Source organism: Pseudomonas sp. NFIX10 (genome assembly GCF_900111955.1).
Lineage (GTDB): Bacteria > Pseudomonadota > Gammaproteobacteria > Pseudomonadales > Pseudomonadaceae > Aquipseudomonas > Aquipseudomonas fluorescens_AA.
Window position 1 is genome coordinate 35159 of record NZ_FOKH01000031.1, and the last position, 23009, is coordinate 58167.

Annotated in this window: 20 protein-coding genes; 11 read left to right on the forward strand and 9 right to left on the reverse strand. The window is 63.9% G+C overall.

Annotated elements, in window-relative coordinates; translation table 11 throughout:
* Window positions 1–117 precede the first annotated feature (117 nt).
* Window positions 118–486: a DUF6124 family protein gene (locus tag BM321_RS23520; RefSeq protein ID WP_092445068.1), complete on the reverse strand. Its 369-nt coding sequence runs from the start codon at window positions 484–486 to the stop codon at window positions 118–120.
* Window positions 487–1072: 586 nt separating this feature from the next.
* Here BM321_RS23520 and BM321_RS23525 point away from each other — a divergent pair.
* The 9 genes from BM321_RS23525 to BM321_RS23565 all read left to right on the forward strand — a co-directional run bounded on the left by BM321_RS23525 (window position 1073) and on the right by BM321_RS23565 (window position 13639).
* Window positions 1073–2032, forward strand: coding sequence for an AAA family ATPase (locus BM321_RS23525; RefSeq protein WP_039589986.1), 960 nt, complete (start codon window positions 1073–1075; stop codon window positions 2030–2032).
* 9 nt (window positions 2033–2041) lie between these two features.
* Window positions 2042–2986 carry a DUF58 domain-containing protein gene (locus BM321_RS23530; RefSeq protein WP_092252313.1) on the forward strand — a complete coding sequence of 315 codons (945 nt, stop codon included), beginning with the start codon at window positions 2042–2044 and terminating at the stop codon, window positions 2984–2986.
* A complete protein-coding gene (locus tag BM321_RS23535; RefSeq protein WP_072404505.1) occupies window positions 2983–3477 on the forward strand; it encodes a DUF4381 domain-containing protein in 495 nt (164 codons plus the stop codon). Before BM321_RS23530 ends, BM321_RS23535 begins: the two co-directional genes overlap by 4 nt.
* The gene (locus tag BM321_RS23540) at window positions 3470–4549 is read left to right on the forward strand and encodes a vWA domain-containing protein (RefSeq protein ID WP_092445070.1); all 1080 of its coding nucleotides are present in this window, start codon (window positions 3470–3472) and stop codon (window positions 4547–4549) included. The genes BM321_RS23535 and BM321_RS23540 overlap by 8 nt, the downstream gene beginning before the upstream one ends.
* Entirely contained in the window at window positions 4546–6282 is a 1737-nt protein-coding gene (locus BM321_RS23545; protein WP_092445072.1) for a tetratricopeptide repeat protein, read from the forward strand. Before BM321_RS23540 ends, BM321_RS23545 begins: the two co-directional genes overlap by 4 nt.
* Window positions 6279–7916: a BatD family protein gene (locus tag BM321_RS23550; RefSeq protein WP_092445074.1), complete on the forward strand. Its 1638-nt coding sequence runs from the start codon at window positions 6279–6281 to the stop codon at window positions 7914–7916. The genes BM321_RS23545 and BM321_RS23550 overlap by 4 nt, the downstream gene beginning before the upstream one ends.
* 241 nt (window positions 7917–8157) lie before the next feature.
* Window positions 8158–9402, forward strand: a complete 1245-nt coding sequence (locus BM321_RS23555) for an exonuclease SbcCD subunit D C-terminal domain-containing protein (protein WP_092445076.1) — start codon at window positions 8158–8160, stop codon at window positions 9400–9402.
* On the forward strand, window positions 9399–13040 hold the full coding sequence (locus tag BM321_RS23560) for an AAA family ATPase (RefSeq protein WP_092445078.1): 3642 nt from the start codon (window positions 9399–9401) through the stop codon (window positions 13038–13040). The genes BM321_RS23555 and BM321_RS23560 overlap by 4 nt, the downstream gene beginning before the upstream one ends.
* On the forward strand, window positions 13037–13639 hold the full coding sequence (locus BM321_RS23565) for a glutathione S-transferase (RefSeq protein ID WP_092445080.1): 603 nt from the start codon (window positions 13037–13039) through the stop codon (window positions 13637–13639). The genes BM321_RS23560 and BM321_RS23565 overlap by 4 nt, the downstream gene beginning before the upstream one ends.
* 126 nt (window positions 13640–13765) lie before the next feature.
* On the opposite strand, the gene BM321_RS31070 is transcribed toward BM321_RS23565, so the two are convergent.
* The 8 genes from BM321_RS31070 to BM321_RS23595 form a co-directional block, all read right to left on the reverse strand.
* Entirely contained in the window at window positions 13766–13891 is a 126-nt protein-coding gene (locus tag BM321_RS31070) for a hypothetical protein (RefSeq protein ID WP_256573475.1), read from the reverse strand.
* Window positions 13892–14066: 175 nt separating this feature from the next.
* Window positions 14067–14246: a hypothetical protein gene (locus tag BM321_RS23570; RefSeq protein WP_092165391.1), complete on the reverse strand. Its 180-nt coding sequence runs from the start codon at window positions 14244–14246 to the stop codon at window positions 14067–14069.
* A 156-nt stretch (window positions 14247–14402) separates the two neighbouring features.
* Window positions 14403–15578 (reverse strand): lactonase family protein, encoded by a 1176-nt coding sequence (locus BM321_RS23575; protein ID WP_092445082.1) that lies wholly within the window; start codon window positions 15576–15578, stop codon window positions 14403–14405.
* Window positions 15565–15861, reverse strand: coding sequence for a DUF5629 family protein (locus BM321_RS23580; protein ID WP_175534958.1), 297 nt, complete (start codon window positions 15859–15861; stop codon window positions 15565–15567). The genes BM321_RS23575 and BM321_RS23580 overlap by 14 nt, the downstream gene beginning before the upstream one ends.
* A gap of 5 nt (window positions 15862–15866) precedes the next feature.
* The gene (locus BM321_RS30600) at window positions 15867–16013 is read right to left on the reverse strand and encodes a hypothetical protein (protein WP_175459478.1); all 147 of its coding nucleotides are present in this window, start codon (window positions 16011–16013) and stop codon (window positions 15867–15869) included.
* A gap of 84 nt (window positions 16014–16097) precedes the next feature.
* Window positions 16098–17678, reverse strand: coding sequence for an aldehyde dehydrogenase (NADP(+)) (locus tag BM321_RS23585; protein ID WP_092327777.1), 1581 nt, complete (start codon window positions 17676–17678; stop codon window positions 16098–16100).
* A 12-nt stretch (window positions 17679–17690) separates the two neighbouring features.
* Complete coding sequence (gene araD1 / locus BM321_RS23590; RefSeq protein ID WP_092327775.1) at window positions 17691–18683, reverse strand: AraD1 family protein; 993 nt, start codon at window positions 18681–18683, stop codon at window positions 17691–17693.
* 150 nt (window positions 18684–18833) lie between these two features.
* Window positions 18834–20156 carry an MFS transporter gene (locus BM321_RS23595; RefSeq protein WP_092445086.1) on the reverse strand — a complete coding sequence of 441 codons (1323 nt, stop codon included), beginning with the start codon at window positions 20154–20156 and terminating at the stop codon, window positions 18834–18836.
* A 193-nt stretch (window positions 20157–20349) separates the two neighbouring features.
* Between BM321_RS23595 and BM321_RS23600 the strand changes: the two genes are divergently transcribed.
* Window positions 20350–22086: an IlvD/Edd family dehydratase gene (locus BM321_RS23600; protein ID WP_092198223.1), complete on the forward strand. Its 1737-nt coding sequence runs from the start codon at window positions 20350–20352 to the stop codon at window positions 22084–22086.
* Window positions 22087–22287: 201 nt separating this feature from the next.
* Window positions 22288–23007, forward strand: a complete 720-nt coding sequence (locus tag BM321_RS23605) for a FadR/GntR family transcriptional regulator (protein WP_060741988.1) — start codon at window positions 22288–22290, stop codon at window positions 23005–23007.
* Window positions 23008–23009: the final 2 nt, after the last annotated feature.

Genomic DNA, 23009 nt, shown 5'->3' on the forward strand with positions numbered 1-23009 from the left:
GGTTCAGCTCCATCTATGTTGAATGTACCGCCGCCATCGCGAGCAAGCTCGGCTCCCACAAGTTTTGCGGTTTGCCCAGGATTTAAGGAATGACACAAGTCCCTTGTGGCGAGGGAGTTATGTCGGCTGACGGGTTTCGATGTTGTCCAGTGCACGGTTCGCCAGCAGGCTGCCCAGTTCGATCAGTTGCTGAATGCCCAAGAGGAAATGCCGGCGTGAACCGTCCAGGTCGAAGGCCAGGTCATTGACCATGGCATTGGCCGAAGCCAGGGTTTCGCTGAGGTTGGCAAGCAGGCTTTCGGTGTCGATGTCTTTGTTTACGGTGAAGAGTTGGCCAGGCGCAGGTTCTGCTTCGGCTTTGTCCGGTTTGGGGTTCAGGTAATGGTCGAGGACTCGGTCGGTGACTTCGTCGTGTTTTTGGGACTTGGTTTTTGGGCGCGATGAGGTTGGTTCGGTGTTCGGTGGGTTTGGAGTTGCTTTGAACATTGATAAAGCTCCAGGTGAGAAATTGGAGCCATCCCTCTCGCTACCAAACGAATGGGTGATGGCCATACGGAGGTTGGTAGACCGGTCACCTGACAACCCGGCGCATCCGAAGACGCCCTACGCATGGCCACCATAAAACAGAGGGCGAAGAGCCCCTTGCATTCAATGGACTGCGCGTCAGGAGAGCCGGGCTACCAAACCCGATCGCTGATTCATCAGCGACCCGGAAACGATAGAATCTGCCTCCCAAGCGCACAAGCCGGCGGATTCTGGCGCAGTTGTAGGCAATGGCGCAAGACAACGTAGCCTGTTCCAGAGCACTCCTACATCCCGATAAACACCCCTTCACTTTGTGAGTGCTTCGCACTCAAGCGGGAGCAAGCTCCCTCGCCACGGGGTAAGTGCGCCTGGCCGGGTGGGATTCATGGCAAGCAAACCCACCCCCACAATCTTTCCAAGCCGATCACAATTCACACGGCCAATCAAAATCCCGTTAGTCGCCACCCCCCGCCATGCATTAAAGTAACGCCCCCAGCCCCGGCGTTATCCGAACGCCTGGGGCCACCCTTTCCAGGAACAGTCACCGATGGAACATCGTGAAGCGCTGCTTGCGCTGCGAACCTTTCTTTCAACGCAGATTCTCGGCCAGGAAAAACTCATCGAGCGCCTGCTCATCGCTTTGCTCGCCGACGGTCATATGCTGGTGGAAGGCGCGCCTGGGCTGGCCAAGACCAAGGCCATCAAAGAGCTGGCCGAGGGCATCGAGGCGCAGTTCCATCGTATCCAGTTCACCCCTGACCTGCTGCCCGCCGACATTACCGGCACGGAAATCTACCGGCCGGAAACCGGCAGTTTCGTGTTCCAGCAAGGGCCGATCTTCCATAACCTGGTGTTGGCGGACGAAATCAACCGTGCCCCGGCCAAAGTCCAGTCGGCCCTGCTCGAAGCCATGGCCGAACGCCAGGTCAGCGTCGGGCGCAGCACGTATGAACTGTCGCCGCTGTTCCTGGTGATGGCCACGCAGAACCCGATCGAGCAGGAAGGCACCTACCCGCTGCCCGAAGCCCAGCTCGACCGATTCCTGATGCACGTCAAGATCGGCTTTCCCGATGCTGCCGTGGAACGCCGCATCCTACAGCAGGCCCGGGGTGAAGCGCTGAACGGCGAGACCAAGCCCGAGCGCCGCGTGAGCCAGCAGGCGATCTTCTCCGCACGCAAGGAAATCCTCGGGTTGTACATGGCCGACGCCGTGGAGGAGTACCTGGTGCAACTGATCATGGCCACCCGCAACCCGGCCAAGTTCGATCCGGAAATGGCCGAATGGATCGCCTACGGCGCCAGTCCGCGGGGTTCCATCGCCCTTGACCGCTGCGCCCGTGCCCATGCCTGGCTGGCCGGGCGCGACTTTGTCAGCCCGGAAGATATCCAGGCCGTGCTGTTCGACGTGCTGCGCCATCGCATCATCCTGTCGTTCGAAGCCGAGGCCGCCGGCATCGACCAGGACCGGGTCGTGCAGCGGATTCTCGACGTCGTCGCTGTCGCTTGAGCATGAGTCATGAATAACCCCCTGGCGCCCGCACCGGGCATCCGCGTCAGCCTTTCGGAGCTGATCGAGATGCGCCATCGCGTGCGCGAGGTGCAACTGTTCTCGACACCGGGCCAGCGCAGCCCGCTGATCGGCCTGCACCACTCCAAGCTGCGCGGGCGCGGGGTGGATTTCGACCAGGTGCGGGTCTACCAGGCCGGCGACGACGTGCGCACCATCGACTGGCGCGTCACCGCCCGGACCCAGGAGCCTCACACCAAGCTGTTCCACGAAGAGCGGGAGCGGCCGATCTTCATCATGATCGAGCAAAGCCACCGGCTGTTCTTCGGCTCGGGGCTGATGTTCAAGTCGGTACTCGCCGCCCAGGCCGCCAGCCTGATCGGCTGGGCCGCGCTGGGGCATAACGACCGGGTCGGCGGCCTGGTGTTCGGTAACAACACCCATTACGAGGTCAAGCCCCGGCGCAGCAAGCAGAGCCTGTTGCAATTGCTCAACCGTCTGGTGCGGGTCAATCAGTCATTGCACACCGAGGGCGAGCCGGACCGCGACTCGTTCGGCATCGCCCTGCGTCGGGCCCGGGAAGTGCTGCGGCCCGGCAGCCTGGTGATCGTGATTTGCGACGAGCGTGCGTTGTCCGACAGCGCCGAACAGCAACTGAGCCTGCTGTCGCGCCATTGCGACCTGTTGCTGCTGCCGCTGTCGGACCCGCTGGATCATGCCTTGCCCGCCGCCGGTTTGCTGCGCTTCGCCCAGCGTGGTGCGCAGTTGGAGCTCGACACCCTGAATTTCGAACTGCGCCAGGCCTATCGCGCCCAGGCCGAGGCACGCCAGGCGCGTTGGGAATTGCTGGCGCAAAAGCTGCGAATACTGATGATGCCCCTGAGCACCCAGGGCGACATGGTCGAGCAGTTGCGCGACTACCTGAACCCCAAGCGGGCCGGGAAAAGCCGATGAGCAGTCTCGATCAATTGCAGCCGCTGATGGCGCCACCGCCCATTGGCTTCTGGCCGCCCGCGCCGGGCTGGTGGTTGCTACTGCTGATGCTACCGTTGCTGGGCCTGGGGCTGTGGCAATTGCGCCGATTCATTCCCGCCAAGCGCACCGCCGAACGCAGCGAGCAACCCCTGGACCCGGTGCGCCTGGCCGCCCTGGCCGAACTCGCCCGGCTGCCCAAACCCTACGACGGCGCGCCGGCCGGTGCCTGGTTGCAGCAACTCAACGGGCTGCTCAAGCGCCTGTGTCGCAACCACTACCCCTACAGCCAGAGCCATACCCTCAACGGGCGCAAATGGCTGGCCTTCCTGGATAACCGTTGCCCAGCCGCTGGCTTGACGCGTTGGATGATACTGGTGGAAGGCGCCTACAAGCCCGAATGCAAGCTCGATGACAAAGCCATCGCCGGCCTGACCCAGGCGGTCGAAATCTGGATTCGCAAGCATGTTTGAATTCGCCTGGCCGTGGGTGTTCGCCCTGTTGCCGCTGCCCTGGCTGATGCGCCTGGTGCTGCCGGCGGCCGACAGTGGCGAGCCGGCGCTCAAGGTCAGCTTCCTCGGCGACCTGGAAGGCCTGGTGGGCCGTCGGGCCCGGGCCAATCTGCCGACCTGGCGGCAACAAGCGCCCTTTATCCTGCTCTGGCTGCTGTTGCTGATCGCCGCTGCACGACCGCAGTGGCTGGGGGAACCGCTGCCCATTGCCGCCAGCGGTCGCGACCTGCTGGTGGCGGTGGACGTCTCGGGCTCCATGGACTTTCCCGACATGCAGTGGAAGGACGAAGACGTCAGTCGCCTCGCGCTGGTCCAGCACATGCTCGGGGATTTTCTCGAAGGCCGCGAAGGTGACCGGGTCGGGCTGATCCTGTTCGGCAGCCAGGCCTACTTGCAGGCACCGCTGACCTTCGACCGCCGCACCGTGCGTCGTTGGCTCGACGAGGCGCGCATCGGCATCGCCGGCAAGAATACCGCCATCGGCGACGCCATCGGCCTGGCCCTCAAGCGCCTGCGCCAGCGTCCGGCCCACAGTCGCGTACTGATCCTGGTCACCGACGGCGCCAACAACGGCGGCGAAATCGACCCGCTGACCGCCGCGCGGCTGGCCGCCGACGAAGGCGTGAAAATCTACCCGATCGGCATTGGTGCCGACCCGGAACAAAGTGGCACGGCGGGCTTCCTCGGCGTCAACCCGAGCCTGGACCTCGACGAGGCGTCGCTCAAGGACATTGCCCAAGTCACGGGCGGTCGCTATTTTCGTGCCCAGGATGGTGAGCAATTGCTGGCGATCAAGACCACCCTCGACCAGCTCGAACCGGTGACCCAGCAACCGACCCAGGCACGCCCTGCCCTGGCGCTGTATCACTGGCCCCTGGCCGCTGCGCTGCTGTTGAGCCTATGGCTGGTGGTCCGGGCGCGCTGGCCGGACAATCCACTGCAACGCCTGTTCAACCAGCCGCTGTTCCAGCCGTCCCAACATACCGAGTGGCGCCAGCGGCTCAAGCGCCTGCGCTTGCGGAGGCGTCGATGATCGCCCTCTGGCCACACTGGCTGCGCCCCTGGTTCGTGTTACTGCTGCCGTTGCTGGGCTGGTTGCTCTGGCAACTGTGGCATCGGCAAAAACGGGTGGGCCGCTGGCAGATGATCCTGCCGCCGGCCTTTCATGCGGTACTGCTCAGCGGCGGCAGTGGTCGGGAAAGCCGGCTGCCGTGGATTGCCCTGGGCCTGGGCTGGCTGTTGATCGTGCTGGCGTTGCTGGGGCCAAGCTGGGCGCGGGTCGAACAGACCAGCCAGAAACCCGCCGATCCGCTGGTAGTGATACTGGAACTGACCCCGGAAATGCTCGCCACCGATGTCCCGCCCACGCGCCTGGAACAGGCCCGGCGCAAGGTGCTGGACCTGTTGCAGAACCGCAGCGATGCCCAGACCGCGATCATCGTCTATGCCGGCAGCGCGCACACGCTGGTGCCGCTGTCCGACGACCTGGCCACCAGCACCAACCTGCTCGAAGCCCTCGCGCCGTCGATCATGCCCCAAAGCGGCCATCGCGCCGACCTGGCCGTTCATAAGGCCATGGCCCTGCTGGACCAGGGTGAACTCGGCCACGGTCGGATCCTGCTGATCGGTTCGTCGTTGAACGAGCAGGAACGTGAAGGCATCCGCCAGGTTCTGGACGGTTCCGCCACACAATGGCTGATGCTGGGCATCGGTACCCGCGAAGGCGCACCGGTGGCCCAGGACGATGGCAGTTACCTCAAGGACGCCCAGGGTTCGATCCTGGTACCGCGCCTGGACAACCCGGGCCTCAAGGCCTTCGCCAACGAGCTGGACGGCCGCTACCGGCCGGCGCGGCTGGACGACAGCGACCTGCGCGGCCTGGGTCTGCTGGACGGTCCTCGCCATCTGCGCAGCGACGGCCAGACGTTGCGCCTGGACACCTGGGCCGACCAGGGTTATTGGCTGCTCCTACCCTTGTTGCTGCTGGCCGCTTGCGCCGGGCGTCGAGGCTGGCTGTTCTGCCTGCCGCTGCTGTTCGTCTTGCCGCAAACCGGCCACGCTTTCGAATTCCAGGACTTGTGGTTGCGCCCCGACCAACAGGGCCAGCACTTGCTCAAGCAAAAGCGCCCCGCCGAAGCCGCCGCCCACTTCGAAGACAGCCAATGGCAAGGCGTCGCCCTGTACGAAGCCGGCCAATACAGCGAAGCCGCCCGGCGCTTCGCCGAAGGCAACGACGCCCGTGCCCACTACAATCGTGGCAATGCCCTGGCCCGAAGCGGTGAGCTGGAAGCCGCACTGGACGCCTATGAACAAGCCCTGGAATTGCAACCCGACCTGCGCCCGGCCCAGACCAACAAGGCCCTGGTGCAGAACCTGTTGAACGAACAGGCACCACCGACGCCAGAGCCCAAGCCCGCCGAACGCGAGGATCCGGGCCAGGCCGAGCAAACGCCGGATAGCACTTCGACGAGTCAATCTTCCGAAGCGGGCCAGCCCTCCGCCGAGGCAACCGCAACACCGGACGAGTCCCAGCCGCCACGGACCGCGCAAGCGCCCACCGCCCAGGATGTGCCGGGCAGCGAGCTGCCTGACGAGCAGACCACCACGCCGCCGCTGCGTCCCGCCGCCGGCCAGCGCAATGAAGAAGAACAACGCCAGGCCATGGAACAATGGCTGCGCCAGATCCCGGACAATCCCGGCGAGTTGCTCAGGCGTAAATTCTGGTATGAACAGCAAAGCCATCAGGCCCAGGGAAAAACCCCATGACCCGCTTCACCGCCTACCTCCTCGTCTTGCTGCTCTGGGCCTCTGGAACCCAGGCTGCACAGCTGACGGCCAGTGTGGACCGCAGCCGCCTGAACTCCGGGGAAACGGTAGAGCTGACCCTGGAATCCAACGACGCCACGTTGTTCGGCAAACCCGACCTGGGCCCGCTCCAGGCCTTGTTCGATGTGCGCGGCACCCGTCAGGTCAACCAGTTGACGACCCTTGACGGCGAGAACCGCGCCACCACCCGCTGGATCGTCACCCTGCTGCCGCGCCAAAGCGGTACCGTGATCATTCCCCCGCTGCAACTGGGCGAAGTGACCAGCCAGCCGATCACCTTGCAAGTCATCGAAAGCGAAACCCGCAATGCGTCCGGGACCCTGGCACCGGTGTTCATCGAGGCCAGCCTCGACCAGACCCAGGTGTATGTGCAGGCCCAGGCAATCCTGACGTTGCGCATCTACCATTCGGTGTCGCTGTACGACGACAGCAGCCTGACGCCGCTGCACATCCCCGATGCCCGCACCGAACAACTGGGCGAATCGCGCACCTATGAAAAAGTCATCAACGATGTGCGCCACGGCGTGATCGAACTGCGTTATGGCATCTACCCGCAGCGCAGCGGCGAACTGACGATCCCGGCCCAGACCTTCAGCGCCACCCTGGTCGAACCGGTGGCCCAGGACGCAGCCCCTTCGGGCCCCAAGCCCGGCCAATTGATGCGGGTAAGCTCCGAGCTACTGCAGTTGAGCGTCAAGCCCAAGCCCGCCAGCTACCCGGCCGACGTGCCTTGGTTGCCGGCACGCAGCCTGTCCTTGAGCGAGAGTTGGAGCCCGGAGCCGACCCACAGCCAGGTGGGCGATTCCCTGACCCGCAGCCTGACCCTGGAAGCCGAAGGCCTGGCCAGCGCCCAATTACCACCGCTGCCGGCCACTGAGATCAATGGCCTGCGACGTTATCCGGACCAGCCGGTACTCAGCAGCCGCAGCAGTGAACGCGGGTTGGTGGGCAGCCGCGAAGACCGCGAGGCGCTGGTGCCCAACCGCAGCGGCACCATCGAGCTGCCACCGGTGGAAGTGGTCTGGTGGAACACCCTGGAAGATCACCTGGACCGCACCAGCCTCCCGGCACGGACCCTGCAGGTGGCGAACAATCCGAGCCTGATGGTGGATACGCCCGCCGGCACGGCGCAGATCGTGACGACGGTCGACAGCGAGACCCTGTGGTATTGGCAACTGAGCAGCCTGATCCTGGCCTGCACGACGCTGCTCGGCTTTGGCTTGTGGTGGCGCGCCCGTTGGCAACCGGCCATCTTGCGCTCGACCCAGGCCGGACCGAGCCCGCGCACCCTGCTGGACGACCTCAAGCGCGCCTGCCTGGCCAACGACCCCCACGCCACCCGCCAGGCCCTGGACGCCTGGGCCCGCCAGCAACCGGAAACCCTGGCCGACATGGCGGCGCGTTTCGTGCCGCTGTCCGACGCCCTGGACGGCCTCAACGGCGCGCTCTACAGCGAGACCGGCCAGCATTGGCAAGGCGAAGACCTGTGGCGAGCCATCCGCACCATCCCGCCTACCGAAGGGGCGCTGGACTCGGCCGGTGATTCCGGGTTGCCGCCGCTTTACCCCAAATAAACCCGGTTTCCTGGGGAGCTGTGGCTTTTGTGGCGAGGGAGCTTGCTCCCGCTGGGCTGCGCAGCGGCCCCTTTTTGCGATTGCTGCGCAATCGAGCGGGAGCAAGCTCCCTCGCCACAGGGGCGTGTTCAAATAGATCCATGAAGTTGAACAAGTCCTCCCCCCCGTTTCCCAGTAAACTCTCCTTCTTTTAGCCGCCCTTCTCTTCACCGCGGCCATCATCTGTTTTCTGGAGTTTGCCTTGCGTCTGTTTCACACCTCCGACTGGCACCTGGGGCAAAACCTGCACGGTCAGGAACGGGATTTCGAACACGCCTGTTTTCTCGACTGGCTGCTGCGTCAGCTGACCCACGAAAAACCCGACGCGCTGCTGATCGCCGGCGACATCTTCGACACCGTCAACCCGCCGGTCAAAGCCCAGGAGCGGCTCTACGACTTCATCGTCAGCGCCCATGAGCAAAACGCCAACCTGACCATCGTGATGATCGCCGGCAACCATGACTCCGGCTCGCGCATCGAGCTGCCTGCGCCGCTGATGCGACGCTTGCGCACCCACGCCCTGGGCCGGGTGTTGTGGCTGGACGACGGCCAACTGGACGTCGAGCGCCTGTTGTTGCCATTGCCCGATGCCAAGGGCAAGGTCAAGGCGTGGTGCCTGGCCCTGCCGTTCCTGCGTCCCGCCGAAGTCACCGGCGCGCAACTGGGCGACGACTACCTGCGAGGTATCGGTCAGGTGCATGAGTGGCTGATCGCCGCGGCCAACGGCAAGCGCAAGAAAGGCCAGGCGCTGATTGCCATCAGTCATGCGCACATGGCCGGCGGTTCGGTGTCCGAGGACTCCGAGCGCAGCCTGATCATCGGCAACGCCGAGGCCCTGCCCGCCAGCCTGTTCGGCCCGAGCATCAGCTACGTCGCCCTCGGCCATTTGCACAAACCGCAGAAGGTCAACGGCGAAGAGCGCATCCGCTACAGCGGCTCGCCGATCCCGCTGTCATTCTCGGAAATTGGCTACCAGCATCAGATTCTCGACATCACCCTGGACGGCGAAACCCTGGTCAAGGTCGAGCCTCGCCTGATTCCCCGGGCCGTCAACCTGCAACGCCTGGGCCCGGCTCCCCTGGCCGATATCCTTGGGCAACTCAAGGCGCTGCCCGACATCGACCTGCTGGCCGATGTCCAGCGCCAACCCTGGCTGGAAGTGCGGGTGCGCCTCGACGAACCGCAGCCGGACCTGCGCCACCAGGTTGAAACCGCACTGCAAGGCAAGGCCGTGCGCCTGGTACGGATCGCCGCCGAATACGCCGGCAACGGTGGCGCCGGCAGTGCCGATGACGGCAACGCGCTGGTGGAACTGGACCAACTCAGCCCGCAGGAACTGTTCAGCCGCGCCTGGCAGGACACCTACGGCAACGAAGTGGATGAACAGACCCTCAAGGACTTTGCCGTGCTGTTGCAAGACGTGCAGATGGAGAGCGAGCAACCATGAAGATCCTCGCGATCCGCCTGAAAAACCTGGCGTCCCTGGCCGGGCCGTTTGAAATCGATTTCACCGCAGAACCCTTGGCCAGCGCCGGCCTGTTCGCCATTACCGGCCCCACCGGCGCCGGCAAGAGCACGCTGCTCGACGCCTTGTGCCTGGCGCTGTTCGGCGCCGTGCCGCGCCTCAACAATACCGGTCGCGATGCCAAGGTGCCGGACGTCGATGGCGAGATTGCCACGGGCGATCCGCGCACGCTGCTGCGCCGTGGCACCGGCGATGGCTTTGCCGAAGTGGATTTTCGCGGTATCGACGGGCGCCGCTACCGGGCCCGCTGGGAAGCCAATCGCGCCCGGGAAAAGGCCGGCGGCAAGTTGCAAGCCAGCCGTCAGAGCCTGCGGGACCTGGATAACGATCAACTGCTGGCGAGCCAGAAAGGCGAATACAAGGCTCAGCTCGAAGCCGCCCTGGGCCTGAACTTCGAGCAGTTCACCCGCGCCGTGTTGCTGGCCCAGAGCGAGTTCAGCGCGTTCCTCAAGGCCGACGACAACGACCGCAGCGAACTGCTGGAAAAACTCACCGACACCGCCCTGTATACCCGCCTCGGCCGCCGCGCCTTCGACAAAGCCAAGCAAGCCAAGGAAACCCACAAACAGCTGCAGGACCAGGCCACTGGTGTCACCCCGCTGGCCCCCGAAGCCCGGGCCGAGCTCGACCAGCGCTTCAACGACGCCCAGCAACACCTCAAGGCCCAACAGGCGCAACTCAAGCAGCTGGAGCTGCAACACACCTGGCTGCGCGACCTGCGCCAATTGCAGGATGAACACGCCAGCGCCGCCGAACAGCTGCAACAGGCCCAGGCCGATTGGAACGCCCTGGCCGACGAACGCCTGAAACTGACCCGCCTGGAACAGTTGGCGCCCCAGCGCCATCAGTTCATCCGCCAGGCGGAACTGAGCCGACAGCTCGAACCCTTGGCCGCGCAAATCCAGCAGCTCACCCAGCAGCAAATCGATCTGCATCAACAGCAAGCCGAACTGGAAAAAGGCCTGGGCGTCACGCAACTGGCATTGGCCGCGGCCCGGCAACAAAGCAGCGACAACGCGCCGTTATTGCGCCAGGCTTTCGAGGCACAAAGCACCCTCGCCCGCCTCGTCAAGGACGCCAGCCAAGCCGCCGAGCACCAAGACCAGACGCAACAGGCCTGCACCGAAGGCCAGCGCGCCATCGACACCTTGCTCGAACAGCAGAAACAGGTGGCCGAGCGCTTGCAGCGAATCGCCGGCGAGCTTGAACAAAGTACGCATCTGGCATCACTGAGCGACGCCTGGAACGCCTATCGCGACCGCCTCCAACAACTGATGCTGATCGGCAATCGCCTGAACCAGGGCCAGGCCGAACTCTCCATGCTGGAGCAAGGCGCCGCCCGTGCCGCCGAGGAACTGGCCAGCCGCCGGCAAGACCTTGAGGTGCTGTACAAGGAAGCCGGCGCCGAGCCGGAGGCCGTGGCCGAACAGATCCAATTGCTCGGCACCCTGCTGCAAGACAACCGCAAGCAACTGCGCGCCTTCGAAGACCTGACCCGGCTGTGGGCCAGTCAGCAAGAGCTGGACAACCGGGGTGCCGAGCTTGAGCGACGCCAACAACAGGCGTTGCAGGAACGTGACCGCCTGGTGCGCGAGGGTGGCGAAGCCAAGGCCGAGCTGACCATCGCTGAACAGACCCTGACCGTGACCCGCGAACTGCTGGAGCGCCAGCGCCTGGCCCGCAGCGAAAGCGTCGAACAACTGCGCGCACAGTTGCAGGACGAGCAGCCCTGCCCGGTGTGTGGCAGCGTCGAGCATCCTTATCATCAGCCCGAAGCCCTGCTGGAAAACCTCGGACGCTTCGATGAAGCCGAAGAAGCCAACGCCCGCAAAGCCGTCGAGCGGCTCAATGAAACAGTCATCGACCTGCGGGCGCAATACAGCGGGGTCATTGCCCAGCTCAAGGAACTCAAACAACAACAGGAACAGCTTGCCAGCCAGCAACAGGGCCTGGCCCCCAGCCTGGAGGCCCACCCGTTGTCGGCGCAACTGCTGGCCCAGGATTCGGGCAAGCGCGACGCCTGGCTGGCCCAACAGAACAGCCAATTGCACCTGCGCATCAGCCAGGACGAACAACGCCAAGCCGCCCTGCTGACCCTGCAGCAGGATGCCGCACGCCTGGGCCAGCGCTTGCGCGAGGCCGAAACGGCCGCCCAGCAGGCGTCACACCACCTGGGCAACCAGCAGCAAGAGCTGGCCCGCGACCGTCAGCGCCTGGACGAGGAATTGAACCACTTCAGCGCCCTGCTGCCGGCGGACACCTTGCAGGCCTTGCGCAGCGAACCCGCCGCGACCTTCCTGCAGCTCGACCAGCAGATTGCCCAACGCCTGGAGCAACTGGAACAGCAGCGCGACGAACTGGACGAACAACGCCAGCGCCAGCAGACCCTGGAGAAAGAGCAGGACCGCCAACAGACCCGCGTCCAGCAACTGGAAGCGGCGCGCCTGCAATTCAGCGCCCTGAGCGAGCAACAGCAAGCCTGCCAGGAGAAACTCGCGCAATTGCTCGGCGAGCACCTCAGCGCCGAACAATGGCAACAACAACTCGACCTGCGCCTGGAACAGACCCGGGAGGCCGAGGCGACGGCCAATCGGCAGTTGCAGCAAGTGCGCAACAGCCTTGTGCAACTGGCCGCCGAACTCAAGGCCCGCCAGGAGCAGGCGCAATCCCTGGACCACGAACGTCAGGCATTGACCACGGGTATCGCGCAGTGGCGCACCGGCCATCCTGAACTGGACGATGCCGCCCTCGAAGCGCTGCTCAGCCTGGACGAGCAACACGTCAGCCAGTTGCGCCAGCGCTTGCTCAACAGCGAAAAAGCCATCGAACAGGCCAGCGTATTGCTCACCGAACGCGAGCAGCGCCTGCACAACCACCAGGCCCAGCACAACGGCAACCTGGCGCCCGAGCGACTCGCCGAAGCCCTCGCCGAACTGCAAGCTCAATTCGCCGTCAGCGAACAGCGTTGCGCCGAACTGCGTGCCGAACAGGCCGAGGACCAGCGTCGGCAGAACGCCAACCAAGCCCTGGCCCAGCAGATCGAACAGGCCTACGCCGAATACCAGCGCTGGGCACGCCTCGATGCCCTGATCGGCTCGGCTACCGGCGACCGCTTCCGCAAGCTGGCCCAGGCCTACAACCTCGACTTGCTGGTGCATCACGCCAATGCCCAACTGCGGCAACTGGTGCGCCGCTACCGGCTCAAGCGCGGTGGCAGCATGCTCGGTCTGCTGGTAATGGATACGGAAATGGGGGATGAACTGCGCTCGGTGCATTCGTTGTCCGGTGGCGAAACCTTCCTGGTCTCCCTCGCCCTGGCCTTGGGCCTGGCCTCGATGGCGTCCAGCACATTGAAGATCGAATCGCTGTTCATCGACGAAGGCTTCGGCAGCCTCGACCCCGAATCGCTGCAACTGGCGATGGACGCCCTCGACGGCTTGCAGGCCCAAGGCCGCAAGGTCGCGGTGATTTCCCACGTGCAGGAAATGCACGAGCGGATCCCGGTGCAGATCCAGGTGCGACGCCAGGGCAACGGGTTGAGCACCGTGGAGGTGAAATGAGCCGCGCCACGCTCTACTCCTTCCGCCGCTGCCCCTATGCGATGCGGGCGCGCATGGCCTTGCGCTACAGCGCGGTCGAGGTGGCGATTGTCGAAGTCAGCCTGAAGGCCAAGCCCGCCGAGATGCTCGCCCTCTCCAGCAAAGGCACGGTGCCGGTGCTGCAGGTCGATGGCCGGGTGATCGATGAAAGCCTGGAGATCATGAGCTGGGCCTTGGCCCAGCACGACCCGCAAGACTGGCGGCTACGGGACAACGCCGACGGCCAGGCGTTGACGGCGGCGTTGATCGAGGAAAACGACCAGGTGTTCAAGCTGCACTTGAATCGCTACAAATACCCCGAGCGCCACCCCGAGTACCCGAAGGAGTATTACCGTAGCGAGGGCGAAGACTTTCTGCGCCGCCTGGAGGCACTGCTTGCAACCCGGCCGTTTCTGGCGGCGGCGCACCAGAGCCTGGCGGACGTGGCAGTGATGCCCTTCATACGGCAATTCGCCCACGTCGACCGCGACTGGTTTGCCCAGGCGCCCTACCCGCATTTGCAGCAGTGGTTGCAGCGGTTCCTGGAGTCCGAGCTGTTCGTGGCGATCATGGCCAAGTAACGCCCTACCGCTCGTTCCCACGCTCTGCGTGGGAATGCATCCCGTGACGCTCTGCGTCACCTCGCAGAAGCGGAACGCGGAGCGTCCCTGGCGGCATTCCCACGCAGAGCGTGGGAACGATCGACATCAATCGTGCAGAAAACTCAGCAATCGCTCACGCGCCACTTCCAACTCACCGGTATCCGGTTGGGCCGCCGAGACAATCGGCGTGGAGTAGAGAAACAGCAACATCACTGCCAGACGCATTGCCATGGTGTCGATCCTTGTCCGCAAAGGAGTCAATTTGTCAGCGTCAAATTTAAACACATGGCCAAGTGATATTACAGCTGGATTTTTTCCAGAAACGGCGAAGCCTGCGATCTTTTCTCTTTCACCCGGTGTTCAGTGAAGATGAAAAGATCGCAGGCTTCAGGCGTTGCGCAAGATTTCAGTGTTGGGTCTTGTGGTCCAGCGCCGCATAGAAGTTGGCGCTTTGTTGCAGGTATTTCTCGGTGTAGCTCTGGGTACGGTTTTTCTTGTCGCTGATCTCGACATTGGCACTGGCGGGCAGCGCCACGGTGGCAGAGATGGCGGAAGCGGCGATCACGGAGAAGAGATTCAGATTCATGGCGGTAGACCTCGGATTCAGTTGGCTGACTTGCCCGGTTGGGCCGTGGAGCAAACTTACGCGCCGAGGCGTCTCGCTTTGAAATGCTTTGTAGTACTAGCGAATATCAGTCTCGTTGATACAACGGCGCAGGCCTTGAAAAACAAGGCCTGCGGTCTATTGACGCAGCATGAACTTCAAGTCGCTCGGTGCATCCATCGGCATTTTCTGCACGGTTTTACCCAGCAGGCCGGTCTTCGGATCGCGCTCGACCACCACGATCTGGTTGCTCTTCTGATTGGCAATCAGCAGGAATTTTCCGCTCGGGTCGAGGCTGAACTCCCGCGGATGATCGCCTTCGACCGAGCGCCGCTGCAGCTCTTTGAGCGTGCCCGCAGCCGGGTCAATGGCGAACACCAGCACTTCGTTGGTGGTGCCACGGTTACTGACGTAAAGGAACTTGCCGTCCCTGGAAGCATGCAGCGCAGCAGCCGCCCTGCCCGGCTGGGGTTTGCCGGCGGCCAGGTCGACCAGTTGGCGCTGGGTCAGGCGGCCGTCCTGGTAATCGAACACCGCCACTTGCGCGCTCATTTCCATGGTCAGCCAGGCGTGCTTGCCGTCAGCGCTGAACAGCAGGTGACGCGGTCCGCTGCCAGGTGGCAATTGCACGAAGGCCGGATCGGCGGCAGTCAGCGGCAGCTCGGGATTGGCCTTGGGGTCGTAGCGGTAGATGAACACCTTGTCCGCCCCCAGGTCGTTGGCGAACACGTACTTGCCATCGGGCGACGAGACCGCCGAGTGCACGTGGGCCGACATCTGCCGCTCGGGATTGACCCGGCTCGGTTGATGGCTGCTCAACTGCACCACCGGCGACAGCTTGCCGTCGGCGCCCACCGGCAATACCGCCAGGGTGCCGCCCGGGTCTTCCAGCACCGAATAGTTGCTGACCAGCAGATGCCGGCCATCGCCGCTGAGGCTGGAATGCGTCGGCTCGTTGCCCAGGGATTGCACCTGGTTGATCAGGCTGATGGCATGGGTCTTCGGGTCGATGGCGTAGCTGCTGACCTTGCCCACCGGGTCTTTCTGGCCCGGACCGTTTTCATTGACCACGAACAGCCGGGTCATGTCGCTGGACAGCGTCAGCCATGAAGGATTGTCAGTCTTGATCACTTGCAACGGGTTGGCATCGAGCTGGCCAGTGCGGCTGTCGAACTGCAACCGATAGATGCCCTGGCTCTGGCCGGCGGTGTAGGAACCCACCAGCACTTGATGGCGCTCGCTGGTATCCGCCTGGACGCCCATGGCACCCACGCTGCCGGCCATCAACAATGGCCAGAGCCTACGCATTTTCATCTTCGTCATCCTCATCGTCGTGGCCGCTGGTGGCTTCCACGCATTCCAGACGGTGGTCACCGGAGTCACTGGTGATGATCCAGCGATTCGAGGCCTTGTCGAACGTCGCGGCCTGCATTTGCGCCGGCGTGAAACGCCAGTGCTCGAGGGTGCGACCGTTCATGCACTCGACGTGCAGTTGGCCCTGCTCGTCGAGCTCAAAATTGAATGCGTGCAGCTCGTCGATAATCAGCATGTCGCAGGTTTCGAGGGCATGCAGCAGGGTGTTGGTTACGGCAGTCATGGTAATCAGTCGGTCATTGGGAAAGTAGCCATGATAACCCAATGGGCGAGTGGACCTTGGGCCATCACTTCAGAAGCGATGTTGACCGGGCGATCGCCATCGCGAGCAAGCTCGCTCCCACAATTAGGATTCAGCGAATACAAATCTTGCATTCATAAAAGATCCAGTGTGGGAGCGAGCTTGCTCGCGATGGCGGCAGCCCATCAACCCTCAATGCAACTGCCCCACCGCGATCCTCAGAGCGCCTCGCGCCCCGGCACCCCATCCACCAACCGCAGGATCCCCAGCGGGTTGGCATTCTTCAGCGGTTCCGGCAGCAGGCTGTCGGGATAGTTCTGGAAGCACACCGGGCGCAGGAAACGATCGATCGCCAATGTGCCCACCGACGTACCCCGGGCATCGGACGTCGCCGGGTAAGGCCCGCCGTGGACCATCGAATCACACACCTCGACACCGGTCGGATAACCGTTGAGCAGGATGCGGCCGACCTTCTGTTCCAGCAGCGGGGTCAATTCGCTGAACCGTTCGAAATCCGCCGGCTCGCCAATCATCGTCGCGGTCAGTTGGCCGTGCAGGCCGTTCAGCGCGGCGGTCAGTTGCGCCTGGTCGGCAACTTCGACAAACACCGTGGTCGGGCCGAACACTTCTTCCTGCAGCGCCTCGTCACCGTTGATCAGCAGGCTGGCATCGGCCTTGAACAGCTGCGGCTGGGCCTGGTTGCCCTGCTGCTCCCGCCCGGCCAGGTGCTCGATGCCCGGGTGAGCCAGCAATTTCTGCAGGCCCTTGCCGTAGCTTTGCAGCGTGCCGGCGTTGAGCATGGTCTGGGGCGCCTGGTCGCCGATCAGCGACGCCACTTGCTGGGTGAAGGCGGTGAATTGCGGCGAACGGATGCCAATCACCAGGCCCGGGTTGGTGCAGAACTGACCGCAGCCCTGCACCACCGAGGCGGTCAAGTCACGCGCGACGCTCTCGGCGCGGGTTTCCAGCGCTTGCGGCAACACGATCACCGGGTTGATGCTCGACATTTCGGCGAACACCGGAATCGGCTGCGGCCGTGCGGCCGCCATGTCGCACAGGGCACGCCCGCCCTTGAGGGACCCGGTGAAGCCCACGGCCTGGATCGCCGGGTGCTTGACCAGCCATTCGCCGACACCACCGCCGTAGATCATATTGAACACGCCAGCCGGCATCGCGGTTTTTTCCGCCGCGCGGATGATCGCATCGGCCACGTGCTCGGCCGTCGCCATGTGGCCGCTGTGGGCCTTGAACACCACTGGGCAACCGGCCGCCAGGGCCGACGCCGTGTCGCCACCGGCGGTGGAAAACGCCAGGGGGAAGTTACTGGCGCCGAACACCGCCACCGGCCCCAGGCCGATGCGGTATTGACGCAGGTCCGGACGCGGTAACGGCGTGCGCTCAGGCAATGCCCGGTCGATGCGCGCACCGTAGAAATCGCCTCGGCGCAAGACCTTGGCGAACAGGCGCATCTGGCCGCTGGTGCGACCGCGCTCGCCCTGGATCCGTGCCGCCGGCAACGCGGTTTCACGGCAGACCACGGCCACGAATTCATCGCCCAAGGCGTCCAGTTCATCGGCAATGGCCTCGAGGAACTCGGCCCGGCGCACCGCGCTCAGGCTCCGGTAGGCCGGATAAGCCGCAGCCGCGGCCTTGGCGGCCGCATCGACTTCTTCGGCCGTGGCCTGGATGAAATCATGGGGCAAGGCCTCGCCGGTACTGGCGTCGACGCTTTGCAGGCGGGTCTGGCCGGCCGCGCTGCGCGCCCCGCCGATGTAGTTGTGGCCAAGGATCTGGTTCATCGCAAGTCTCCTTTAAAGTGTGCCGATAGTACCCGGGTTGAACACCGCGTCTACCGGGGCAATGCCGTTGACCAGCGGCGCGCCGAATTCAGCCTGGCTGATTTCGAACACATCCCCCGGCTGGGTGCGGATGCCGTCGGCGAACGACAGGGTCGCGGTGCCGAAGAAGTGAACGTGCACGTCCCCCGGGCGCAGGAACTGACTGTACTTGAAGTGGTGGAACTCCAGGTTCTCGAGGCTGTGGCACATGTTCGCCTCGCCGCTGAGGAACTCGTTCTGCCACAGCACTTCGCCATTGCGCAGGATACGACTGGTTCCGGAAAGATGTTGAGGCAGTTCACCGACGCGAAGTTCCGGGCCAAAACTGCAACTGCGCAATTTCGAGTGGGCCAGGTACAGGTAATTCTTGCGTTCCATCACGTGGTCGGAAAACTCGTTGCCCACGGCGAAGCCCAGGCGATAGGGCTTGCCGTCATGGCCGATGACATACAGGCCGCTGATTTCCGGCTCTTCGCCGGCGTCTTCGGCAAAGGGCGGCAGCGGGAACGGATGGCCCGGGCGGACCACGATGCTGCCGTCGCCCTTGTAGAACCATTCCGGTTGCACGCCGGCCTGCCCGGCCTGGGGTTTACCGCCCTCCACGCCCCACTTGAAGATGCGCATGGTGTCGGTCATGGTCGCTTCGTCGCCGGCCTGCTGGTGCATCTTGTCCCGGGCCGAGGCGCTGCCCAGGTGGGTCAGGCCGGTACCGCTGACCAACAGGTGCGCCGGGTCCGGATGGTCCAGCGGTGGCAGGATGCGCAGCTCAGCGAGCAGCTGTGCGTAATCATGACCGGCGCCCAGGCCCAGGCTGTCGACCTGCTGTTCAAGTTTCACACCCGCCTCGATGGCCGCCAGCGCCAGCTCGCGCACGGTGCCGACACCCTGCACTTCGCGCACCTGATCGCCCTCGACCACACCGACGCGGCGTTCGCCGTTACTCAATTCGAACTGAACTAAACGCATATCTTTTCTCCTTGTAAGCAAAACTTGAATTCGGTGCAGTCCCTTGTGGGAGCGAGCTTGCTCGCGATAGCAGTCTCACATTCACCGATGATGTCGACCGTCAGTCCGCCATCGCGAGCAAGCTCGCTCCCACAGTTAAGTGCAGTGGCCTCAGGTACGCGTCGCCCCCCGGGCGCTGGCGGCGAACTGATCCGCCGGCAGCACATGCTTGCGCTCCAGCAGGCGATAGACCACGCCGGTCAACACCAGGCCGCACACCATCACACCGGACAGGAAATACAGGCCCGAGGCCAGGTTGCCGGTGTACTCCTTCAGCGCACCGATCACGAACGGACCGATGTAACCGCCCAGGTTGCCCACTGAGTTGATCAGCGCAATACCCGCCGCCGCACTGGCGCCGGCAAAGAAACGCCCCGGCAAGGTCCAGAACACCGCCGTGCAGGAAAACAGCGCGAACGCCACCAGGCACAGCGCCGCCAGTTGCAACACCGGCACCGACAACCAGGCGCTGAGGAACAGGCCAATGGCGCCCAATACATAGAGCACGGCCAGGTGACCGTAGCGGTCGTTCAAGCGGTCGGAACTGCGGGGAATGATCAGCAGGCCGACGATGCCGAAGATGTATGGCACCGACGAGACGAAGCCGGTCACCAGGTCGCTGCCACCGAACTGCTTGATCAGCGTCGGCAGCCACAGGCCCAGGCCGTAGATGCTCAAGGTCACCGGCAGATAGAACAGCGCCAGCAGCAGGACACGCTTGTCCTTCAGGGCGTGCAGCGGATTGCCGTGACGGGTCTGGCCGTATTCCTGCAGGTCTTTTTTCAGCTCACCGGTCAGCCAGTCCTTCTCGGCCTGGTCCATCCAGTTCACTTGTTGCGGACCATCCGGCAGGTAACGCAGCACCGGCCACGTCAGCAGCACCGCCGGCAGGCCGATGACGATGAACAGCCACTGCCAGCCGTGCAAGCCGAGGATCCCGTCCATGCCCAGCAAGCCGCCGGACACCGGGCCGGTGATCATCATTGCAATAGGTTGGGACAGAATGAACAGGCCCAGGATCTTGCCACGATGGCGCACCGGGAACCACTGGGTGATGTAGTACAGCACGCCCGGAAAGAACCCGGCTTCGGCCGCGCCCAACAGAAAGCGCATGACATAGAAGCTATGCGGGCCCTGCACGAACGCCATGCCGATGGTAATGGCGCCCCAGGTGATCATGATCCGGGCGAACCAGCGTCGGGCACCGAAGCGCTCCAGCATCAGGTTGCTGGGGATCTCCAGCAGGAAGTAACCGATGAAAAACAGCCCGGCACCCAGGCCATAGGCGGCGTCGCCAATACCGATGTCGGCGCCCATGTGCAGCTTGGCGAAGCCCACCGCGGAGCGGTCCACGTAGGCGATCAGGTACAGCAGGATCAGGAAAGGAATTAGTTTCAGCGTGATGCGACGAATAAGCCGCAATTCCTGGCTCATGGGACCGGTCTCCGATTGTTGTTGTTATGGAACCTCGGGGGATTTCTCTCGCGAATGACCGCCAGGACAACCCCTCCGTTGAATCGGACTATATAGTAATACTATTTACCCAACAACACTTCCAAAGCGCGCAATTTGCGCTTATGTTACGCTCAAGCTCGAACAATATAGTCATACAATAAGAGAATCGATCATGTCTGATAAGAAACCCTCCCTGCGCTCGGCCCAATGGTTTGGCACCGCCGACAAAAACGGCTTCATGTACCGCAGCTGGATGAAAAATCAGGGCATCGCCGACCATCAGTTCCACGGCAAGCCGATCATCGGCATCTGCAACACCTGGTCGGAGCTGACGCCGTGCAACGCGCACTTCCGGCAGATCGCCGAGCACGTCAAGCGCGGCGTGATCGAAGCCGGGGGCTTTCCAGTGGAATTCCCGGTGTTCTCCAACGGCGAATCGAACCTGCGCCCCACCGCCATGCTGACCCGCAACCTGGCGAGCATGGACGTGGAAGAAGCGATTCGCGGCAACCCGATTGACGGCGTCGTGCTGCTCACCGGGTGCGACAAGACCACCCCTGCGTTGCTGATGGGCGCCGCCAGCTGCGACGTCCCGGCCATCGTCGTCACCGGCGGGCCGATGCTCAACGGCAAGCACAAGGGCCAGGACATTGGCTCCGGCACCGTGGTCTGGCAATTGAGCGAACAGGTCAAGGCCGGCACCATCACCATCGACGACTTCCTCGCGGCCGAGGGCGGCATGTCCCGCTCGGCCGGCACCTGCAACACCATGGGCACGGCCTCGACCATGGCCTGCATGGCCGAAGCCCTCGGCACCTCCCTGCCCCACAACGCGGCGATTCCGGCGGTGGATGCACGGCGTTATGTGCTGGCCCACATGTCCGGCATGCGCGCCGTGGAAATGGTCCGTGAAGACCTCAAGCTGTCGAAGATCCTGACCAAGGAAGCCTTCGAAAACGCCATCCGCGTCAACGCCGCCATCGGCGGCTCGACCAACGCAGTGATCCACCTCAAGGCCATTGCCGGACGCATCGGCGTGCAGCTGGACCTGGACGACTGGACCCGCATCGGTCGCGGCATGCCGACCATCGTCGACCTGCAGCCGTCCGGGCGCTTTTTGATGGAAGAGTTCTACTACGCCGGCGGTCTGCCCGCCGTGCTGCGGCGTCTCGGCGAAGCCAACCTGATCCCCAACCCGAATGCCCTAACCGTCAACGGCAAGAGCATCGGCGAGAACACCAAGGACGCACCGATCTATGGCCAGGATGAGGTGATCCGCACCCTGGACAACCCGATCCGCGCCGACGGCGGTATCTGCGTGCTGCGCGGCAACCTGGCGCCATTGGGAGCGGTGCTCAAGCCGTCCGCCGCCACCGCCGAACTGATGCAACATCGCGGTCGCGCCGTGGTGTTCGAGAACTTCGACGAGTACAAGGCCCGGATCAACGACCCGGAACTGGACGTGGACGCCAACTCGATCCTGGTGATGAAGAACTGCGGGCCCAAGGGTTATCCGGGCATGGCCGAAGTGGGCAACATGGGCTTGCCGGCCAAGCTGCTGGCCCAGGGCGTGACGGACATGGTGCGGATTTCCGATGCGCGCATGAGCGGCACCGCCTACGGCACCGTGGTGCTGCACGTGGCACCGGAAGCAGCGGCCGGCGGACCTCTGGCGGCGGTGAAGGAAGGCGACTGGATCGAGCTCGACTGCGCCAGCGGCCGCCTGCACCTGGACATCCCGGACGCCGAACTCGCCGCGCGCCTGGCCGACATCGCTCCCCCGCAGCAACTGCTGGTGGGCGGCTATCGCCAGTTGTACATCGACCACGTGTTGCAAGCGGACCAGGGTTGTGACTTCGACTTCCTGGTGGGCTGCCGCGGCGCCGAAGTACCACGCCACTCCCACTGAGCCCATCCATCCCCTGTGGGAGCGAGCTTGCTCGCGATGGCGGTGTGACAGCCAACTTAGATGTTGAATGTTCAACCGCTATCGCGAGCAAGCTCGCTCCCACAGTAGGTCGGCGTCAGCATTGAATCGCACTAGCGACCCGCCATCGCCGCGCCTGCTATCATGCGCAACACCCCCTCGCACAGGATCGCGCCGCGCCCCATGGATTACCGTAAACCCTCCGACCGCAAGAGCATGCACGCGCGCATCGTCCAGGAACTGGGCATGCAGATCGTTTCCGGACGCTTCAAACCGGACGATAAATTGCCCGCCGAAGCCTTGTTGTGCGAAGAGTATGCGGTCAGCCGCCCGGTGCTGCGCGAAGCCACGCGGGTGCTGGTCGCCAAGGGCCTGGTGTATTCGCGTCCGCGCGTGGGCACGGTGGTCAAGGCCCGGCGGGAATGGCACATGCTCGACCCGGACGTGCTGCATTGGCTGATGCAGAGCAGCCCGCAGAATGAATTCTTCAACCTGCTGACCAGCGTGCGCAGCATCATCGAGCCGGCCGCCGCCGCCCTCGCCGCCCAGTTCGCCGACGAGGCCGACATCGCCGCCATCCGTGAAGCCTACCAACGCATGGAAGCAGCCCCGACCCCCGAGGCCGTGCTGCAGCCGGACCTGGACTTCCACAGCCGCATCGCCGACGCCACCCACAACGACCTGCTCGCCAACCTCTGTAATATGTTGTCGGTGGCCATCGCCGAAGCCCTCAAGCACTCCAACCAGCGGCCCAACCTGCACGAACTGGCGATGCCGCGTCACAAGGCGATCCTCACCGCCATCGAGAACCGCGATGCCCTCGGTGCCCGCCACGCCACCCTGGTGCAACTGGACGATGCCCGTAGCGCGCTGAACGTCGTGCTGGGCAACGACCCCGCCTGATA

Bases quoted from the DNA above. Each gene is read 5' to 3' on its own strand.
- BM321_RS23520 (WP_092445068.1), bottom strand. From the start codon at position 486: ATGTTCAAAGCAACTCCAAACCCACCGAACACCGAACCAACCTCATCG.
- BM321_RS23525 (WP_039589986.1), top strand. From the start codon at position 1,073: ATGGAACATCGTGAAGCGCTGCTTGCGCTGCGAACCTTTCTTTCAACG.
- BM321_RS23530 (WP_092252313.1), top strand. From the start codon at position 2,042: ATGAATAACCCCCTGGCGCCCGCACCGGGCATCCGCGTCAGCCTTTCG.
- BM321_RS23535 (WP_072404505.1), top strand. From the start codon at position 2,983: ATGAGCAGTCTCGATCAATTGCAGCCGCTGATGGCGCCACCGCCCATT.
- BM321_RS23540 (WP_092445070.1), top strand. From the start codon at position 3,470: ATGTTTGAATTCGCCTGGCCGTGGGTGTTCGCCCTGTTGCCGCTGCCC.
- BM321_RS23545 (WP_092445072.1), top strand. From the start codon at position 4,546: ATGATCGCCCTCTGGCCACACTGGCTGCGCCCCTGGTTCGTGTTACTG.
- BM321_RS23550 (WP_092445074.1), top strand. From the start codon at position 6,279: ATGACCCGCTTCACCGCCTACCTCCTCGTCTTGCTGCTCTGGGCCTCT.
- BM321_RS23560 (WP_092445078.1), top strand. From the start codon at position 9,399: ATGAAGATCCTCGCGATCCGCCTGAAAAACCTGGCGTCCCTGGCCGGG.
- BM321_RS23565 (WP_092445080.1), top strand. From the start codon at position 13,037: ATGAGCCGCGCCACGCTCTACTCCTTCCGCCGCTGCCCCTATGCGATG.
- BM321_RS31070 (WP_256573475.1), bottom strand. From the start codon at position 13,891: ATGGCAATGCGTCTGGCAGTGATGTTGCTGTTTCTCTACTCCACGCCG.
- BM321_RS23570 (WP_092165391.1), bottom strand. From the start codon at position 14,246: ATGAATCTGAATCTCTTCTCCGTGATCGCCGCTTCCGCCATCTCTGCC.
- BM321_RS23575 (WP_092445082.1), bottom strand. From the start codon at position 15,578: ATGAAAATGCGTAGGCTCTGGCCATTGTTGATGGCCGGCAGCGTGGGT.
- BM321_RS23580 (WP_175534958.1), bottom strand. From the start codon at position 15,861: ATGACTGCCGTAACCAACACCCTGCTGCATGCCCTCGAAACCTGCGAC.
- BM321_RS30600 (WP_175459478.1), bottom strand. From the start codon at position 16,013: ATGCAAGATTTGTATTCGCTGAATCCTAATTGTGGGAGCGAGCTTGCT.
- BM321_RS23585 (WP_092327777.1), bottom strand. From the start codon at position 17,678: ATGAACCAGATCCTTGGCCACAACTACATCGGCGGGGCGCGCAGCGCG.
- araD1 (WP_092327775.1), bottom strand. From the start codon at position 18,683: ATGCGTTTAGTTCAGTTCGAATTGAGTAACGGCGAACGCCGCGTCGGT.
- BM321_RS23595 (WP_092445086.1), bottom strand. From the start codon at position 20,156: ATGAGCCAGGAATTGCGGCTTATTCGTCGCATCACGCTGAAACTAATT.
- BM321_RS23600 (WP_092198223.1), top strand. From the start codon at position 20,350: ATGTCTGATAAGAAACCCTCCCTGCGCTCGGCCCAATGGTTTGGCACC.
- BM321_RS23605 (WP_060741988.1), top strand. From the start codon at position 22,288: ATGGATTACCGTAAACCCTCCGACCGCAAGAGCATGCACGCGCGCATC.